This is a genomic window from Actinopolymorpha alba DSM 45243 (assembly GCF_000373925.1).
Lineage (GTDB): Bacteria > Actinomycetota > Actinomycetes > Propionibacteriales > Actinopolymorphaceae > Actinopolymorpha > Actinopolymorpha alba.
On the sequence record NZ_KB892751.1, the window covers coordinates 18,815 to 33,319 of the forward strand.

A 14,505-nucleotide genomic window follows, 5' to 3' on the forward strand; every position below is an offset into this window, starting at 1 on the left:
CGTTCTGCAAACGTTTACCGCAACACGTTACACCCTTCTCCAAACCCTTTGCCGACGGGAATTCGATGAGCAAGCGAGGGCCGACTCTGCACGAGATCGCGCGCGACGCGGGCGTCTCCATCGCGACCGTGTCGCGGGTCGCGCGCGGTGTCGGTCAGGTCTCGGAAGAGACCCGGCGCAAGGTCCAGGAGGCGATCGACAAGCACAACTTCCGGCCGAGCCACTTCGGCCGGGCGCTCGTCGAGCGCCGGCACGCAGCGCTCGGCATCGTTTTCCCAGGCCTGTCTGGTCCCTATTACTCCGAAGTCATCAACGGCTTTGAGGAAGAGGCGGTGAACGCGCGGGTGAGCGTCCTCATCATGGGCACGCATCTGCTGCGGGAATCCGTTGATCTCGTGCTCGACATGGCAGACCGGGTTGACGGCATCGCCGTGATGGGAGGTGTCCTCCCTGACGACGCTGTTCGACGGCTGGAGGCCCGCGGCGATCCCGTCATCCTGCTGGCGAGCCGGCCGCTCGTCGGCGTTCCGACGATGCGGACCGAAAACACCGCGGCGGTGGCGAAACTAACCACCCATCTGCTGCGTGACCACGGCTATGAGCGGCTGGAGTTCGTCGGCAATCCCGACGGGTCACCCGACGCGACGTACCGCTGGCGGGGCTTTCTGCGGGCACACCGGCAGGCAGGGGTCGAACCCCCCGCCGAGCCGATCAGGGTCGGACTCCAACAGTCCGACGGATTCATCGCGGCGGCACGGCTGCTGGAGTCCTCCGACCCACCCCGGGCGATTGTGTGTGCCAACGATGAAACGGCGCTGGGCGCGGTGGTCGCGCTCATGGACCGTGGTTATCGGGTTCCACAGGACATTGCTGTTACAGGTTTCGACGATATTCCGATGGCCGGGCTCTTGGCGTCCGGCCTCACGACCGTTCACCAACCCATGCGGGAGCTTGGCGCCGAAACCGCGCGCCTCCTTCTTCGCCACGTGGAGGGGCAGATCGATGCCTCACTCGACCGCGTTCTCGAAACGCAGGTCGTGATACGGGGGAGCTGCGGATGTGGAGATGTTGGGGAGCAAGACGCCGTCGTCAGCACCCACTCCTCACCAGGAGGTACGACGTGAAGATCGTCAAGGAAGTGCCCGTTCAGGCGGATGACCCCCTGAAGTCTCCGTGGCGCCGACGGACCGTGGCACTCGCGTCCCTGTTGGTCCTCGCCACCGGTGCGGCCGCCTGTCAGAGCGGAAGCCCCACGGAGGAAGGCAACAAGGGGACGCCCAAGGCACAGGGGATGGTCAGCCAGCTCAACATGGGCGACTTCGGCGGCGGAAACGCGCCGCAGCGCAACTTCAACCCGTTCTCACCGACCAGGCTGGTCACCGACTTCACCTTCGAGCCGTTGTTCGTCGTGAACGCTTACGACTGCACGGTCACGCCATGGCTGGGTACGTCGTACACCTGGGAGAATCCCGCGAAGCTGGTCGTCAAGACGCGCTCCGGGGTCACCTGGTCTGACGGAAAACCCTTCTCCGCCAAGGATGTCGCGTTCACCTACAACCTGCTCAAGACGGCTCCTGCCCTGGACACGAACGGACTCTGGTCGAAGCTCACCAGTGTGACGGCCGAGGGTGCCGACCAGGTGACCTTCGCCTTCAAGGAGGCGTCGGTTCCGACGTTCACCCAGGTCTCCGACGTCCGGATGGTTCCGGAGCACATCTGGTCAGCGGTGACCGACGTCGCGAAGTTCACCAACAACGAAGCCGTGGGCACCGGGCCCTACACCGTCAAGAGCCAGAACACCCAGCAGCTGGTGCTCGAACGCAACCCGAAGTACTGGCAGGCGGACAAGATCAAGGTCCAGCGGATGATGTTCAAGAAGGCCACTGGTGGGGCCGAGGTCGACAAGCTCCGGCTGAGCCGGGGTGAGTACGACTGGAACGCGATGTTCGTGCCTGACATCGAGAAGACCTATGTGGCCAAGGATCCCGAGCACAACCACTACTGGTTCCCGCCCGGCGCGTCGATCAGCTTGTTCATGAATCTCACCAAGGCGCCGTTCAACGACGTGGAGTTCCGGCGCGCGATGACCTTCGCGATCGACCGGGACGAGATCAAGAACAAAGCACAGTTCGGGTACGTCGAGACCGCGAGCCAGACCGGGCTCGTGATGCCCGGCCAGAAGGCGTGGCTGGCGCCCGGAATCGCCAACGACGGCAAGGTTCCCTACGACGCGGCGCAGGCGAAGAAGGTTCTCGCGGACGCCGGATACAAGACCGGCCCGGACGGCAAGCTGCTGGGCAAGGACGGCAAGCCACTGCCCGACTTCTCCTACAAGGTGCCCAACGGCTGGGTCGACTGGATCCAGGCCGCGCAGGTCATCCAGAAGAACCTCGCCGACCTCGGTATCACGGTCGACGTGCAGACGCCGTCGGCGGAGGTGCACGACAAGGACCGCGGCATCGGCAACTTCGACATGTTCTTCGGTGTGCATGGTGGCGGGTGCAACATCTACCAGGCGTTCCAACACCCGTTGGGTAGTAGCCAGACCGCACCGATCGGCAAGGTCGCCCCGACCAACTTCATCCGCTGGAAGGACGCCAAGACCGACGCCCTGCTGGAGGAGTTGGCCAAGGCGCCAGACGAGGCCGCCCAGAAGACGGTTGTCCACCAACTCGAGCAGATCATGGTCGACCAGGTCCCGGTGGTGCCGCTGTGGTACGGCGCGCAGTGGTTCGAGTACCGCAGCGAGAAGGCGATCGGTTGGCCCAACGCCAAGGACCCGTACGCCGGCCCGGGTAACCAGCTCATCATCATGACCAAGCTCCGGCCCAACCCGGACTACCGCGGCAAGTAATCCTAGCGATGCTCTGGGGGCCGCACGTGTGTGACAACCGTGCGGCCTCCAGCCCCAAAGCACGCCCAGACAAATAGAACAGCCCAGAAGAAACGCCCCAGAAAATAGGGGTCCAGAAAACAGCCCAGAAAGACATCCAGAACAGCCCCCAGAAACAGACGCCAAGGGAGCGCCGGATCATGCGCTACTTCGTCAGCCGGGTGATGTTCTTCGTCCTGACGCTCTGGGCCGCGGTGACGTTGAACTTCATCATCCCGCGGCTGCAACCCGGTGACCCCGCACAGACCATGGTGCAACGCCTGGCGGGTCAGAGCGAGGCGATCGACCCGGCCGCCATCAGGGCGGTCCAGATCATGCTCGGCCTTCCGACGGGAAGTATCTTCGAGCAGTACGTCGACTATCTGCAGGCGGTCGTCCGCGGCGACTTCGGCATTTCCTACACCTACTTCCCTTACACCGTCACGCACATGATCGCCGAGGCGCTGCCCTGGACGATCGTCCTCGTCGGTGTCACCCATGTGCTCGGCTTCGTGATCGGCACCCTGCTGGGTGCTGCCGCGGCGTGGAAGCGGAACGGGAAGTTCGACACGGTCGTCAGCCTGGGGTCGACGTTCATCGGCACCCTGCCGTTCTTCTGGATCGCGCTGATCCTCATCTACGTCCTGGCGTTCACGTTGCGGTGGTTTCCCGAGGCGGGCGGTTACAGCGGCGAGATCGACCCTGCGTGGTCGTGGGCGTTCTTCGGTGACGCCATCTATCACGGGATCCTGCCGGCGCTGTCCCTGCTCATCACCGCGCCGATCGGCTGGATCATGGGCATGCGTAACAACATGGTGCACACGCTTGGCGAGGACTACACGCGTCTGGCCCTGGCCAAGGGTCTGCGTCAACGCCGGGTTGCGCTCACCTACAGCGCCCGGGTCGCGATCCTGCCGAACGTCACGGGATTCGCGCTGGGGCTCGGCACCATCCTCGGCGGCACGGTCATGGTCGAGATGATCTTCGGCTATCCCGGGATGGGCAAGCTGATGTTCGACGCGATCTCCAACCGCGACTATCCGCTGATGCAGACGATCTTCCTGTTCACCACGATCGGCGTCCTGCTGGCGAATCTCTGCGCGGACATCCTCTACGGCGTTCTCGATCCCCGGGTGCGAAGGGAGGCGCAGACGTGAGCACACCGATCGGCCAGGTCGCCAAGCCAATCGACTCCGAGCCGGCGCCAGGCGACGTTGCGGCCGCGGTCAGGCGGTCCCGACTGCCTTCGTGGGTGGTGATCCTGTGGGCCAACCGCAAGAGCCGGATCGGCCTGATCATGCTCGGCCTCTTCATCTTCGTCGCGGTGTTCGCGCCGCTGCTGGCCACGCACGATCCGAAGGTGACCGACTTCGCGCAGTCGCTCCCGCCGGGTGGGGCCCACCCGCTGGGTACGACCGCCTCGGGACAGGACATCCTCTCCCAGCTCGTCTACGGCGCCCGGACCTCCATCGTGGTCGGCCTGGTGGCGGGCACAGTCGTGACGTTCATCGCCCTGCTCGTCGGGCTCACCGCGGGCTACCTGCAAGGCTGGGTTGACGAGGTGCTGTCGTTCCTCATCAACCTCGCCCTGGTGGTGCCGGTGCTGCCGCTGATGATCACCATCGCGGCGTACTCCCCGGTGCGGGGACTGTTTCTGATCATCTTCGTCATCAGCATCACTGGGTGGGCCTGGGGCGCTCGCGTCAAACGCGCGCAGATCCTGACGCTGCGGTCCCGTGACTACATCACGGCGGCGAGGTTCGCCGGTGAAGGCAGGCTGCGGATCATCTTCGCGGAGATCATGCCCAACATGATGTCGCTCGTGGTGGCGGGCTTCCTGGGCGCCGCGGCGGGTGCGATCGGTGCGGAGGCGGGCCTTGAGTTCCTCGGCCTCGGCGATCCGACGACCGTCAGTTGGGGGACGATGCTCTACTGGGCCAACAACAGCGGCGCGATGTTGACCGGCCAGTGGATCTGGCTCGGGGCGCCGGGTCTTGCCATCGCACTGCTTCTGAGTTCCCTGACCCTCATCAACTTCGGTGTCGACGCGTTGAGCAACCCGCACCTGCGGGAGAGGTGAGCCATGACAGAGCGAGCTTCGTTGGAGCCGGGCGCGGTTTCGCCCGAAGGCGCGGGCAGTCCCCTACTTTCGGTCGAGAACCTCTCGGTTTCCTACGCCGCGACGCGCGCCGTCCGCGACGTGTCGTTCCAGCTTCACGACGGCGAGTTCGTCGGCCTCCTTGGGGAGTCGGGGAGTGGCAAGACGACCCTCGGCAACGCACTCCTGCGGCTGCTTCCTCCGCCGGGCCGGATCAGCGAGGGACGGGTGATGTGGTGGGGGTCGGCCCGGACGGGCGAAGCCCGTGAGGGGCCGGAACCACACCGCGCCGGCAGGGATCTCACCACCATCGGCCAGGAGGACCTGCGCCGGCTCCGGTGGCGGGAGATGTCGACGGTGTTCCAGAGCAGCATGAACTCCCTCAATCCCGTTCTCACCATCGAGACGCAGTTCCGCGACGTGATCGAGGAGCACACCGCGATGCGTGGCGCGCCCGCCCGCCAGCGGATCGGGCAGCTCCTCGAGATGGTCATGCTCGACCCGTCGTACATGAGGTTCTATCCACACGAGCTTTCCGGCGGGATGAAGCAGCGCGTCGCGCTGGCGTTGGCGCTCGCGCTGCGGCCAAGGTTCGTCCTGCTCGACGAGCCGACGACCGGGCTCGATGTGATCGTGCAGCGGTCGATCCTCGACAACGTGCGCGCCCTGCAACGCGAGCAGGGCTTCGCGGTCCTCCTCATCAGCCACGACCTGGGGACGGTGATGGAGGTCTCCGACCGGGTCATGGTGATGTACGCCGGAAAGATCGTCGAGGATCAGCGGGCGTCGACGATGATCGCGGAGCCGATGCATCCCTACACCCGTGGGTTGCTCGGGGCGTACGCCGATCCGCGCGCCCGAGAGGTCGAGATCGCCTACATTCCCGGCCGCCCGCCAGACCTTTCCCGTCCAGGGCAGCGTGGTTGCCTGTTCGCCCCGCGCTGTCAAGAAGCGATTGACGTCTGCCGGGCAGAGGAGCCGGTGCTTTCGGCCATGGGTCAGGGCGAGGCGGCGTGCCACGTCGCGGAAGCGGCGTACGCGGCTGGGGACGGGCGGCGGGATCAGTCGGCGCGCGCCGGTGAGGTCTTCACCGCGCCGGCCGGCCGCACCGACCGGGGACCGCGGGTCGAACGCCGTCAAGAGGTCCTTGCGGTCGCCGGCGTCCACAAGCGGTATCGCAGTCGGCGCGGCCTGAAGGTCACGGAGGTCGATGCCGTCCAGGACGTGTCATTCGTCCTCCGAGCCGGGACAGTCACGGCACTCGTGGGACAAAGTGGCAGCGGCAAGACCACCTTGGCGCGGATGGTGACCGGGGTCGAGCGACCCGACACCGGCTCGGTGACCTTCGGCGAGCTGCGGGTCGACCGGTTACGCGGGCGCGGGCTGAAGGCGTACCGCCGGCATGTCCAGCTGGTCTTCCAGGACCCCTTCGCGGCACTCAACCCGGCCCACACCATCGGCTACACGTTGAGCCGCCCGCTGATCAACCACCAGGACGTCACGGGTGCGGCACTGCGACCAGCGATCGAGGAGTTGCTGGAGCGGGTCGGGTTGTCGCCCGCGTCGACGTACATCGAGAAGTACCCACACCAGCTGTCCGGCGGCCAGCAGCAGCGGGTCGTGGTGGCGCGGGCGCTCGCCCCCGATCCGGAGATCATCGTGGCGGACGAGCCGATCTCGATGCTGGACGTCTCGATCCGCGCGGAGATCCTGGAGCTCCTCGACACGCTCGTACGCGAACGCGGGATCGCGATGCTCTACATCACCCACGACCTGTTGAGTGCGCGGGTGCTCGCCGACGAGGTTCTCGTGCTCCACAACGGCAAGTTGGTGGAGTCTGGCGCGACTCTCGAGGTGATCCGGGGTGCGCGGGACGCCTACACCCGGCAGTTGCTGGACGCCATTCCCAATCCGTTCGCGACAAGGCGCGGATGAGAGTCGACCGGAGGTCGCGGTGAAGTACGTCATGGAGCAACCCGTCAAGCTCGGCGTCATCGGCTGCGGCCGGGTGTTCCGCGGCCCTTACCTGTCGTTGATCCAGCCGTTGCGCACTCGCGGCCTGGTCGGTGACATCGTCGCGTGCGACTCCAACCCGGCGGTCGGTGGCGTGGTGGCTGGCGAGCCCGGCGTTGCCGCGTTCACGACCGATCACCGCGAGGTCCTCGACGACCCGGAGGTGGACGTCGTACTCGTCCTCACCTCGATGCCCGAGCATGGTTCGATCGCGAAGGACGCCCTGCTGGCCGGCAAGCACGTGCTGGTCGAAAAGCCGATGGCCATCACGCTTCCCGAGGCGGCCGAGCTGGTGGAGTTGGCGAGGACAAGTGCCGGGCATCTGGTGTGCGCGCCGTTCGTCATCCTCAGCCCGACGTTCCAGGCGATGTGGCGGCACGTGACGGCGGGCGACATCGGCCGGCCAACCCTCGCCCGTGGGCGCTACGGCTGGGCCGGACCGGACTGGGGGCCGTGGTTCTACCAGGCCGGCGGTGGCCCGCTGTTCGATCTCGGCGTCTACAACGTCACCGCGCTCACCGGGCTGCTCGGGCCGGTACGTCGGGTGTCGGCGTTCGCTGGCCGGGTCCACCCGCAACGCGTCGTTGACGGCCAGCTGATCGACGTCGAGACCGAGGACAACTTCCAGATCCTGCTCGATTTCGACAACTCCGTCTTCGCCACCGTGACGACCGGATTCTCGATGCAGAAGTACCGCTCGCCCGCGCTGGAGATCTACGGCACGGAAGGCACCATCCAGATGCTCGGCGACGACTGGGCGCCCGAAGGCCACGAGCTGTGGCAGAACTCCGAAGGAGCCTGGAAGCTCTACGGCAGCCCGAACCCCTCCTGGCCGTGGACCTCCGGGCTCGAGCACCTCATCGAGTCGATCGCCGCCGGAACCCGCCCGCTGGTCACCCCCGAGCACGCGTACCACGTCCTCGACATCATGCTGAACGCCATCGAGTCCGGCCGGGACGGCACCCACCACCTGGTGGAGAGCACCTTCGCCCCGCTTTCGTTCGCTGATGGCGATCCGGGCGAGGCGGCGCACCGCGTCCACGACCGTACCCACGCGAGCTGACGGAGCGCGCCGCCGGACCGAACCAACGTGCGGTCAGGGCTGGGCGACTATCGCGCCGCCGTCGAGGAAGTGCTCGAAGGATCCCCAGGGTTCCTTGCCGTCCTTGGACATGATGACCTCGCCGGAGTACTGCGCGAGGTAGACGCGGCGCAGCCGGTCGGTGAGGTTGGGCCCGCTGCGATGCATCACGACGCTGGAGAAGACCACGATCGTGCCGGCCGGACCGGTCATGGGCACGCCCGGGTCGGAGCCGAAGTAGCAGACCCGGTCGTTGACCTCCGGGTCCTCGATGTGCTTGACGTACGACCTGATGCCCGAGCGGGAGTACGGCAGCAGGTAGACCGAACCGTTCTCCTCCGTGACATCGTCGAGCGCGATCCAGCAGGTGAGGTACGGCGTGTGGTCCTCGTGCACGTAGCCGGAGTCCTGGTGCCAGGCGAAGGAGGTGTCGGGGTCCGCCGCCTTGATGACGTACTGCTCCCAGAACAGGTAGGCGTCCTCGCCCAACGTCGCCTTGCAGATCTCGGCCATCAGGTCGCTGAAGAGGAACTGCCGCAGCTCCGGCCGATCCTTGTAGATCATGTTGCTGAAATAGCGCTTGCCGCGGGCGTTGATGCCGATCCGGTCGACTCCGCCGGCGTCGAACGCGGCATCCAACTTGTCCATCGAGAACTGCGCACCGCCGCGCAACAGCTCCAGCTGCTCGTCGGTGAGCGCACGCTCGAGAACGAAATAGCCCTCCGAGTGGTACTGCTCGCGCAGCTGCGCGGTGACCAGGCCGGTCGTGGGCTCGTCGGTCGAGGTCATGGGGGCCTGCCTCCCAGCGGGTGTTCCCAACGATGAGTCCGCGGCGGATCCTCCGCCGTGCGTCACGACGCTAGAACGCCCACATCGTTGCCCGGAATGGCTTTCCTGACCGGCACATGTACGTTCTGGCGAGTGGACGCCCGCACCCGGATCGTCGTGTCAGACGCGCCCGTGACCAGGCTCGGCCAGCTCGTACTCGCTGGCGAGGTGGTCGACGAGGAACCCGTCATGCCGTCGTCCCTCCGGGTGATGGACGCCTTCGTCATCTCGTTCGTCGTCGACGGGTACGGCAGCTACCGGCATGCCGACGGACACGAGCAGCCGATCACGCCGGGCGCGCTGACGGTGGTCGAACCCGGCCAGCCGCATTGGTACGGCACGGCACCGGGGGAGCGTTGGACCGAGTTGTTCGCGGTCTTCAGCGGACCGCTCTTCGACACTCTCGCCGAGGTCGGCGTGATCAAGGGGGTCGGGCCCCGGCACCCACGATCCGCTCCTTCGGCGGCCGCGCTGCGCACGGTGCTGAGCGCCACGCCACGGTCTCAGCTGGCGGCAGAGCACCAGCTGCTGGCGTTGGCGGACTGGCTGGTCGACACCGCCGAGCCGGGCGGCGCCTCGGGCCTCAGCCCCGCCATCGCGACCGCCGTCGACCGGCTGGCGGCCGACCTTGCCGCACCGATCTCCCTGCGTACAGTCGCGGCCGAGGTGGGCCTGCCCTATGACACGTTCCGTCGCCGCTTCACCGGCGAGGTCGGAACGTCTCCGCTCGCCTTCCGTAATGGCCGGCGGCTCCAGAGGGCGGCAACCCTGCTCCGCCTGACCGACATGACCACCCGCGAGATCGCCCGGACGCTCGGATTCACCGACGAGTTTCACTTCTCCCGGAGGTTCCGCGCCCACTTTGGCCTGCCCCCGCGCGACTACCGACGGTCGTGACACCCCCGGCCGTGACGAGCCGGCCTGGTCGAGGTTGGGCTGGCTCTTAAGTCCGTAGTGCGGGGATACGTGCCGGTTCAGGCGCCGTCGATCGCGCGCCCCGAGCCGGTGGCGGGGAATGCAGGTGACCTGCCATGGCGTTGGCAGTAGAGTGGTGCGGGTCGGGCGGGTATGCCCGGCTCCGGGCGGTGAGCCCGGCGTACGTTTGACAACTCAACATGGGGGTGATCGGTTTCGACTTCGGACGATCGCTTCAGGAGAAGCGGGCCGAGGACCCAGGGTTATCTCGTTAACGATCCCTGGAAACCAATAAGTGCCAACTCTAAGCGCACTGACTTCGCTCTCGCCGCCTGAGGCGAGCTAAGCGAAGGGTCAGCCCGGGAGTTCCTCCGACCCGGATCCTGGCCTCATGAAGGAGGATCACCCGTACGGAACGGCCGCGGGGCCGTGCGGGAACACTAACTGCGGCTGGGCCTGTCGGCGACTTGCCTGTGAGAGCGCCGGGGCCGAGTAGAACGCCTAGCAGGCTGCGCCCGGAGAAGTCCTGAAACATCGACGAAGGACGCGGGTTCGATTCCCGCCACCTCCACGATCAACGAAACCCCTGGTCAGAGCGGTCTGGCCAGGGGTTTCGCATCGGTGCGACCACTTTATGCGGGCACGGTGCCGTCGGCGACGTCGGACCGCGGCGCCCGCAGGAAGAGGCGGTCTGGCCAGGTCTCCTCTCTCGCACGCGAGGACGCGTGTTTCCCGAGCCGAGCACATCGGGTTAGAACGCTCATGCTGCTCTTTCCCTTTTGTGCGAGGAGTTGTAAGCCTGCTCCAGCGCGATCCGACGACCCGTCAGTCCTAGGGGATCTGCTGTCGGCGGTGCCGCTCGATGCGGTGTGGGCGGCGGGCTGACATTGATCCGGCGCTGCCGAGAGGGAGGATTCGACCATACTGGTCCGCCATGGACCTGAACGAGTACCAGCGCGGCGCCCTCCGTACCGCCGCTCCACGTGACAAGAGGAACGAGCTGCTCCACCTGGTGCTCGGGCTGGTTGGCGAGTCGGGTGAGATCGCCGAGAAGTTCAAGAAGTGGGTCCGCGACCTCGACAGCGACGAGTCGCGGATCGACCGGGCCGACGTCGCCAAGGAACTCGGCGACGTGCTCTGGTACGTGGCGGTGCTCGCCGACTACCTCGACCTGTCGCTGGACGACATCGCGACGGCCAACCTCGCCAAGCTGGCCAGCCGCCAGGACCGTGGCGTGCTGGCGGGCAGCGGCGACAACCGCTGAGCCCGACGCCGGCCCTCGGTTCGACCCTGCCGGTGTAGCGTGCCGGTCAGTTGAGCGGCGGACGCTCGTAGATGATCTTCAGAGGCCTACGGATCAGAAGGCCGTGTCTCGATCCTCTTTGAGTTCCACGCCGAGGTCGCGGGCCAGTCGGGAGCGCACGGCTTGGACGAGTGCGGTTGGCCACTCGACGTCGTATTGCTGACTGATCCTCGGACCGAACTATGCACCGCCCGAGCCGCGGCAGCTTACGGCCCCCCGGTCTCCGCGACCCGATGCAGGCCACCGGCCAAAGCCCGGTGCTCCTTCAACGCTCTGGTGGGGCGCCCCTACGGCGCGATTTGGTACACCCGACCAAGCTGGTTGAGATCGAGGTTGATCACTCTGTCCGGAATCGGGTGACCGGGCGATGCCGGCCCGGAGTGGCCACGGGCCTGGAATGCCGGCGTGACGTAGATCGCCAGCCAGGTGCCGCTTCGCTGGTCAGGCCTCCTAAGGAACTCACCTTCGACCACGACGAGGTAAACCGGGCGAGGGTCGGGCGGCAACTCCGGAGCTCCGGGCATACGTTGGATGGCCGTCCTGGCGGCGTGGTAGGTGGTGAGGACCACGCGCATGCTGCGTAGGGAGCCGTCGAAGTACTGTCGAAAGTGCTCCTCGGCTGCTTGGCGAACGCGCTCGAGGTCGTCCGGAGAAATCTCCTCCCTTGGGACCCCGGTCATGTGTCCGACCTCCCACCGAGATCGATGCTGTGCACGCGACCAAGCTCGTTGAGGTCGAGGTTCACAATTCTTTTGGCCTCGGGTGGTGCGAGCCGAAACCCTCGTACGCCAAACGCGGGTGTGACGTCGATTGCTAGCCAGCATCCGCGTCGACCATAAGCCCGCGTCCGAAAGTCGCCTTCGAAGACGACCACGTAGACGGGGCGATTGTCGGGTGGGTCGAGATCCTTCCTCGGCACCTGGGCCATGAGATGAACCTACCCAGCTGGGCGATGATGCCTTCTTGCTCGCGCTGCAGCTGCCGGTGGCCCGCTTAGCCTGGTCCTATGGAGGTCAGACCAGTCGACCCGCGCGACACCATGTGGGAGTGGACTCCAACATTTCGGGTGTACTTCTACAGAGCAATGTCGAGCAATGAGTACGTGATCACGGGTGCAACCCTCGACGAATGCCTGGAGTGGATCCGCGGGAACCGTGACGGGAGGGCCTACACGCTCTTCGTTGAGGTTCCAGTCTTCGACCACTCGCCCCATGAGCCAGGCCTCCTCCTCCTGGATGGTGTCGAGGGCGACCCGTTCGCGCTGGCCACCGGCGACGACCGTGGCGAGCATCCAAGGCACGAATCGCACAGCGGCCCGTTCGCCGCCGACCGTCAGCGAGTCAGCCCAACCAGATAACGACTGTGCTATCTGTGTGCTATTCGCCACGGGCCCAAGGGGGCAGTCACGGGTACCCATGGACCACCGTCCTGAGCGTCCGACGGCTGGTTGAGCGTGTCCCGCATCAGATTCCCAAGCTGATGAGGCGTCGGCGGGCGCGACGACCTGTCTTCCTGTGAAGAGCGAGATCGCGGGCCAGATGCGCGCGCCGCAGACCATGCGTGAACAGGTAGCGGAGGTCGTCGGCGTTGTCGTACATGAGCTGTGTGTGGAAGTAGTTCACATGCTCGAGGACGGCGAACACCGCGAACCCGAGACCTGGCAAACTGCCGGCGCCTGGGTCGATGACCACCGCCCAGATGATGAACAGCAAGCCCGCGATGAGTGCGGGCAGGTTGACCACGCGGGCAACCGCGAAAGCTCCGGCTCCGGGAAGGGGCGATCCAGGCACCGCGATCTGGCGAACCTTGGCCAGCCAGTATCCGGCGCCCTCCAGGAGAAGGAACGCGAACAACGCGAAGCCGATGACGTTCGTGGGGGTCACCGGGAAGCCGACGATGCCGAACCAGATCACGGCTTGTAGTGGGACGTTGAGGAGTTCCAGCGAAGCCAGCGATCGTAGCCGTCCCCGGATCCAGGTCCGGGAGCGATGATCCATCCCAGAACTATCTCAGAGAGCTGAGCCTGGAAAGGTCCGCCGCCAGGTCAGTGGCAGCCGAAGCCGCGCGCCGCACCGGCGCCGCCTCGAAACTTTGCCTTCCGGAAGGTAAAGTAATGGCATGCGTGCCAGTCAGAAGACCGCCATCCTCGACGCCGCCCTGGCCGTGGTCTCCGCCCAGGAAGGCGCCGATATCACCCTGGACGCGGTAGCCCGACGCGCCGGGATCACCAAGCCCGGGCTGATGTATCACTTCCCCACCCGTGAGGCCCTGCTGCTGGCGATCGTCGAGCACGCGGCCACCCGCGTCGAGGCCGCGATGCACGAGGCCCTCAGCGAAGACGGGCTAACCTTCGAGGCCGCGACTCCCGCCCAGCGCGTGCGCGCCTACGCCCGCGTGGCCGCCAGCGGGCACACCAGTCGCGCCGAGTACGCGGTGTTCACCGAAGCCGCCTACCGGCCCGCGCTCACCGCGCCGTGGACCGAATGCATGGCCGCGTGGTTCGACCTCCCCACCGCTCTGCCCGAGTCACAACGAGCCCGCTTGACGCTCGCCCGCCTTGCCGCCGACGGATTGTGGGCTGCCGAAGCCACCGGCGTGTTTCCCCCAGACCCCGCCGACCGGACGGCCGTACTGGCCCTCATCGACCAACTCACCGATGACCACAACAGGTCCACGCGGCAAGGAGGAGTTGCCCAGTGACGTGGCTGTACCTGAGCGCCGCCATCGCCTCGGAAGTCAGTGCCAGCCTCGCCTTGCGTGCCGCCGTCGACGCACCCCTGTGGTACGCGCTGGTCGCGGTCGGCTACACCGCTTCCTTCATCCTCATCGCCGCCGTCCTGCGTCGGGGCATGCCCGTTGGTGTCGCGTACGGCGTCTGGGCCGCCTGCGGTGTCGCCACCACTGCCGTGGCCGCCGCCGCACTCTTCAGTGACCCCCTGACCTGGACGATGGGGGCCGGCTTCGCCGCCATCATCGCCGGCGTCCTACTGATCGAGCTTGGCTCCCACCCGCCCGAGCGCCGCACCTCTCACGCCGGCGGCGCCACCCACGCGGGAGTTACCCAATGAGCTGGACCTATCTAGTTCTGGCTATTGCCCTGGAAATCGGCGCCACCACAGCCCTTCGCGCGTCCGACGGACTGCGTCGCAGGGCGTGGATCCCCGCGGTGGTCGCCGGTTACGTCGTGTCCTTTGTGTGCCTGTCCTTCGCGTTGCGCGAGGGCATGGCCATCGGCGTGGCCTACGGCATCTGGGCGGCCACTGGCATCGCCGCCACCGCCGTCATTGCCCGCGCCGCCTTCAAGGAACCGCTGACCAAGACCATGGGTCTGGGCATCGTCCTCATCGCCGGCGGCGTACTGCTCGTCGAACTCGGCGCCCACTGAGGATTCACCT

At 66.4% G+C, this 14,505-nt stretch carries 15 protein-coding genes and 1 other RNA gene; 13 read left to right on the forward strand and 3 right to left on the reverse strand.

What is annotated here, in order from left to right; translation table 11 throughout:
• Nucleotides 1-65: 65 nt before the first annotated feature.
• From B141_RS40765 to B141_RS0115085, 6 genes are all read left to right on the forward strand, one after another.
• On the forward strand, nucleotides 66-1,124 hold the full coding sequence (locus tag B141_RS40765) for a LacI family DNA-binding transcriptional regulator (protein ID WP_020576005.1): 1,059 nt from the start codon (nucleotides 66-68) through the stop codon (nucleotides 1,122-1,124).
• Nucleotides 1,121-2,854, forward strand: a complete 1,734-nt coding sequence (locus tag B141_RS0115065) for an ABC transporter substrate-binding protein (protein WP_020576006.1) — start codon at nucleotides 1,121-1,123, stop codon at nucleotides 2,852-2,854. The genes B141_RS40765 and B141_RS0115065 overlap by 4 nt, the downstream gene beginning before the upstream one ends.
• A 179-nt stretch (nucleotides 2,855-3,033) precedes the next feature.
• On the forward strand, nucleotides 3,034-4,029 hold the full coding sequence (locus B141_RS0115070) for an ABC transporter permease (protein WP_020576007.1): 996 nt from the start codon (nucleotides 3,034-3,036) through the stop codon (nucleotides 4,027-4,029).
• Nucleotides 4,026-4,952, forward strand: coding sequence for an ABC transporter permease (locus tag B141_RS0115075; RefSeq protein WP_020576008.1), 927 nt, complete (start codon nucleotides 4,026-4,028; stop codon nucleotides 4,950-4,952). The genes B141_RS0115070 and B141_RS0115075 overlap by 4 nt, the downstream gene beginning before the upstream one ends.
• 3 nt (nucleotides 4,953-4,955) lie before the next feature.
• Nucleotides 4,956-6,905 carry an ABC transporter ATP-binding protein gene (locus tag B141_RS0115080; RefSeq protein WP_020576009.1) on the forward strand — a complete coding sequence of 650 codons (1,950 nt, stop codon included), beginning with the start codon at nucleotides 4,956-4,958 and terminating at the stop codon, nucleotides 6,903-6,905.
• A 19-nt stretch (nucleotides 6,906-6,924) separates the two neighbouring features.
• Entirely contained in the window at nucleotides 6,925-8,046 is a 1,122-nt protein-coding gene (locus B141_RS0115085) for a Gfo/Idh/MocA family protein (RefSeq protein WP_020576010.1), read from the forward strand.
• 33 nt (nucleotides 8,047-8,079) lie between these two features.
• Here the strand turns inward: B141_RS0115085 and B141_RS0115090 are convergent, their stop codons facing one another.
• Nucleotides 8,080-8,853, reverse strand: coding sequence for a phytanoyl-CoA dioxygenase family protein (locus tag B141_RS0115090; RefSeq protein ID WP_020576011.1), 774 nt, complete (start codon nucleotides 8,851-8,853; stop codon nucleotides 8,080-8,082).
• Between the two features lie 96 nt (nucleotides 8,854-8,949).
• Between B141_RS0115090 and B141_RS0115095 the strand changes: the two genes are divergently transcribed.
• The 3 genes from B141_RS0115095 to B141_RS0115100 all read left to right on the forward strand — a co-directional run bounded on the left by B141_RS0115095 (nucleotide 8,950) and on the right by B141_RS0115100 (nucleotide 11,071).
• Entirely contained in the window at nucleotides 8,950-9,789 is an 840-nt protein-coding gene (locus tag B141_RS0115095) for a helix-turn-helix transcriptional regulator (RefSeq protein ID WP_020576012.1), read from the forward strand.
• A gap of 220 nt (nucleotides 9,790-10,009) precedes the next feature.
• Nucleotides 10,010-10,381, forward strand: a transfer-messenger RNA (tmRNA) gene (gene ssrA, locus B141_RS46790).
• 360 nt (nucleotides 10,382-10,741) lie between these two features.
• Entirely contained in the window at nucleotides 10,742-11,071 is a 330-nt protein-coding gene (locus tag B141_RS0115100) for a nucleoside triphosphate pyrophosphohydrolase family protein (RefSeq protein ID WP_020576013.1), read from the forward strand.
• A gap of 326 nt (nucleotides 11,072-11,397) precedes the next feature.
• On the opposite strand, the gene B141_RS0115105 is transcribed toward B141_RS0115100, so the two are convergent.
• Nucleotides 11,398-11,790 (reverse strand): hypothetical protein, encoded by a 393-nt coding sequence (locus B141_RS0115105; RefSeq protein ID WP_020576014.1) that lies wholly within the window; start codon nucleotides 11,788-11,790, stop codon nucleotides 11,398-11,400.
• Between the two features lie 326 nt (nucleotides 11,791-12,116).
• On the opposite strand from B141_RS0115105, the gene B141_RS0115110 reads away from it, so the two are divergent.
• A complete protein-coding gene (locus tag B141_RS0115110; protein WP_157181031.1) occupies nucleotides 12,117-12,467 on the forward strand; it encodes a hypothetical protein in 351 nt (116 codons plus the stop codon).
• Nucleotides 12,468-12,573: 106 nt separating this feature from the next.
• Here the strand turns inward: B141_RS0115110 and B141_RS0115115 are convergent, their stop codons facing one another.
• Nucleotides 12,574-13,107, reverse strand: a complete 534-nt coding sequence (locus B141_RS0115115) for a hypothetical protein (protein WP_020576017.1) — start codon at nucleotides 13,105-13,107, stop codon at nucleotides 12,574-12,576.
• 121 nt (nucleotides 13,108-13,228) lie between these two features.
• Between B141_RS0115115 and B141_RS0115120 the strand changes: the two genes are divergently transcribed.
• Genes B141_RS0115120 through B141_RS0115130 form a run of 3 tightly spaced genes read left to right on the forward strand, consistent with a single transcriptional unit; the run spans nucleotide 13,229 to nucleotide 14,495 of the window.
• Complete coding sequence (locus B141_RS0115120; RefSeq protein WP_020576018.1) at nucleotides 13,229-13,810, forward strand: TetR/AcrR family transcriptional regulator; 582 nt, start codon at nucleotides 13,229-13,231, stop codon at nucleotides 13,808-13,810.
• Nucleotides 13,807-14,178, forward strand: coding sequence for a DMT family transporter (locus tag B141_RS0115125; protein ID WP_020576019.1), 372 nt, complete (start codon nucleotides 13,807-13,809; stop codon nucleotides 14,176-14,178). Before B141_RS0115120 ends, B141_RS0115125 begins: the two co-directional genes overlap by 4 nt.
• Complete coding sequence (locus B141_RS0115130; RefSeq protein ID WP_026257244.1) at nucleotides 14,175-14,495, forward strand: DMT family transporter; 321 nt, start codon at nucleotides 14,175-14,177, stop codon at nucleotides 14,493-14,495. Before B141_RS0115125 ends, B141_RS0115130 begins: the two co-directional genes overlap by 4 nt.
• Nucleotides 14,496-14,505 lie beyond the last annotated feature (10 nt).

What these genes read in the sequence shown, in the direction of transcription:
- B141_RS40765 (WP_020576005.1), top strand. Translation starts at nt 66, where the DNA reads ATGAGCAAGCGAGGGCCGACTCTGCACGAGATCGCGCGCGACGCGGGC.
- B141_RS0115070 (WP_020576007.1), top strand. Translation starts at nt 3,034, where the DNA reads ATGCGCTACTTCGTCAGCCGGGTGATGTTCTTCGTCCTGACGCTCTGG.
- B141_RS0115080 (WP_020576009.1), top strand. Translation starts at nt 4,956, where the DNA reads ATGACAGAGCGAGCTTCGTTGGAGCCGGGCGCGGTTTCGCCCGAAGGC.
- B141_RS0115090 (WP_020576011.1), bottom strand. Translation starts at nt 8,853, where the DNA reads ATGACCTCGACCGACGAGCCCACGACCGGCCTGGTCACCGCGCAGCTG.
- B141_RS0115095 (WP_020576012.1), top strand. Translation starts at nt 8,950, where the DNA reads ATGGCTTTCCTGACCGGCACATGTACGTTCTGGCGAGTGGACGCCCGC.
- B141_RS0115100 (WP_020576013.1), top strand. Translation starts at nt 10,742, where the DNA reads ATGGACCTGAACGAGTACCAGCGCGGCGCCCTCCGTACCGCCGCTCCA.
- B141_RS0115105 (WP_020576014.1), bottom strand. Translation starts at nt 11,790, where the DNA reads ATGACCGGGGTCCCAAGGGAGGAGATTTCTCCGGACGACCTCGAGCGC.
- B141_RS0115110 (WP_157181031.1), top strand. Translation starts at nt 12,117, where the DNA reads ATGGAGGTCAGACCAGTCGACCCGCGCGACACCATGTGGGAGTGGACT.
- B141_RS0115115 (WP_020576017.1), bottom strand. Translation starts at nt 13,107, where the DNA reads ATGGATCATCGCTCCCGGACCTGGATCCGGGGACGGCTACGATCGCTG.
- B141_RS0115120 (WP_020576018.1), top strand. Translation starts at nt 13,229, where the DNA reads ATGCGTGCCAGTCAGAAGACCGCCATCCTCGACGCCGCCCTGGCCGTG.
- B141_RS0115130 (WP_026257244.1), top strand. Translation starts at nt 14,175, where the DNA reads ATGAGCTGGACCTATCTAGTTCTGGCTATTGCCCTGGAAATCGGCGCC.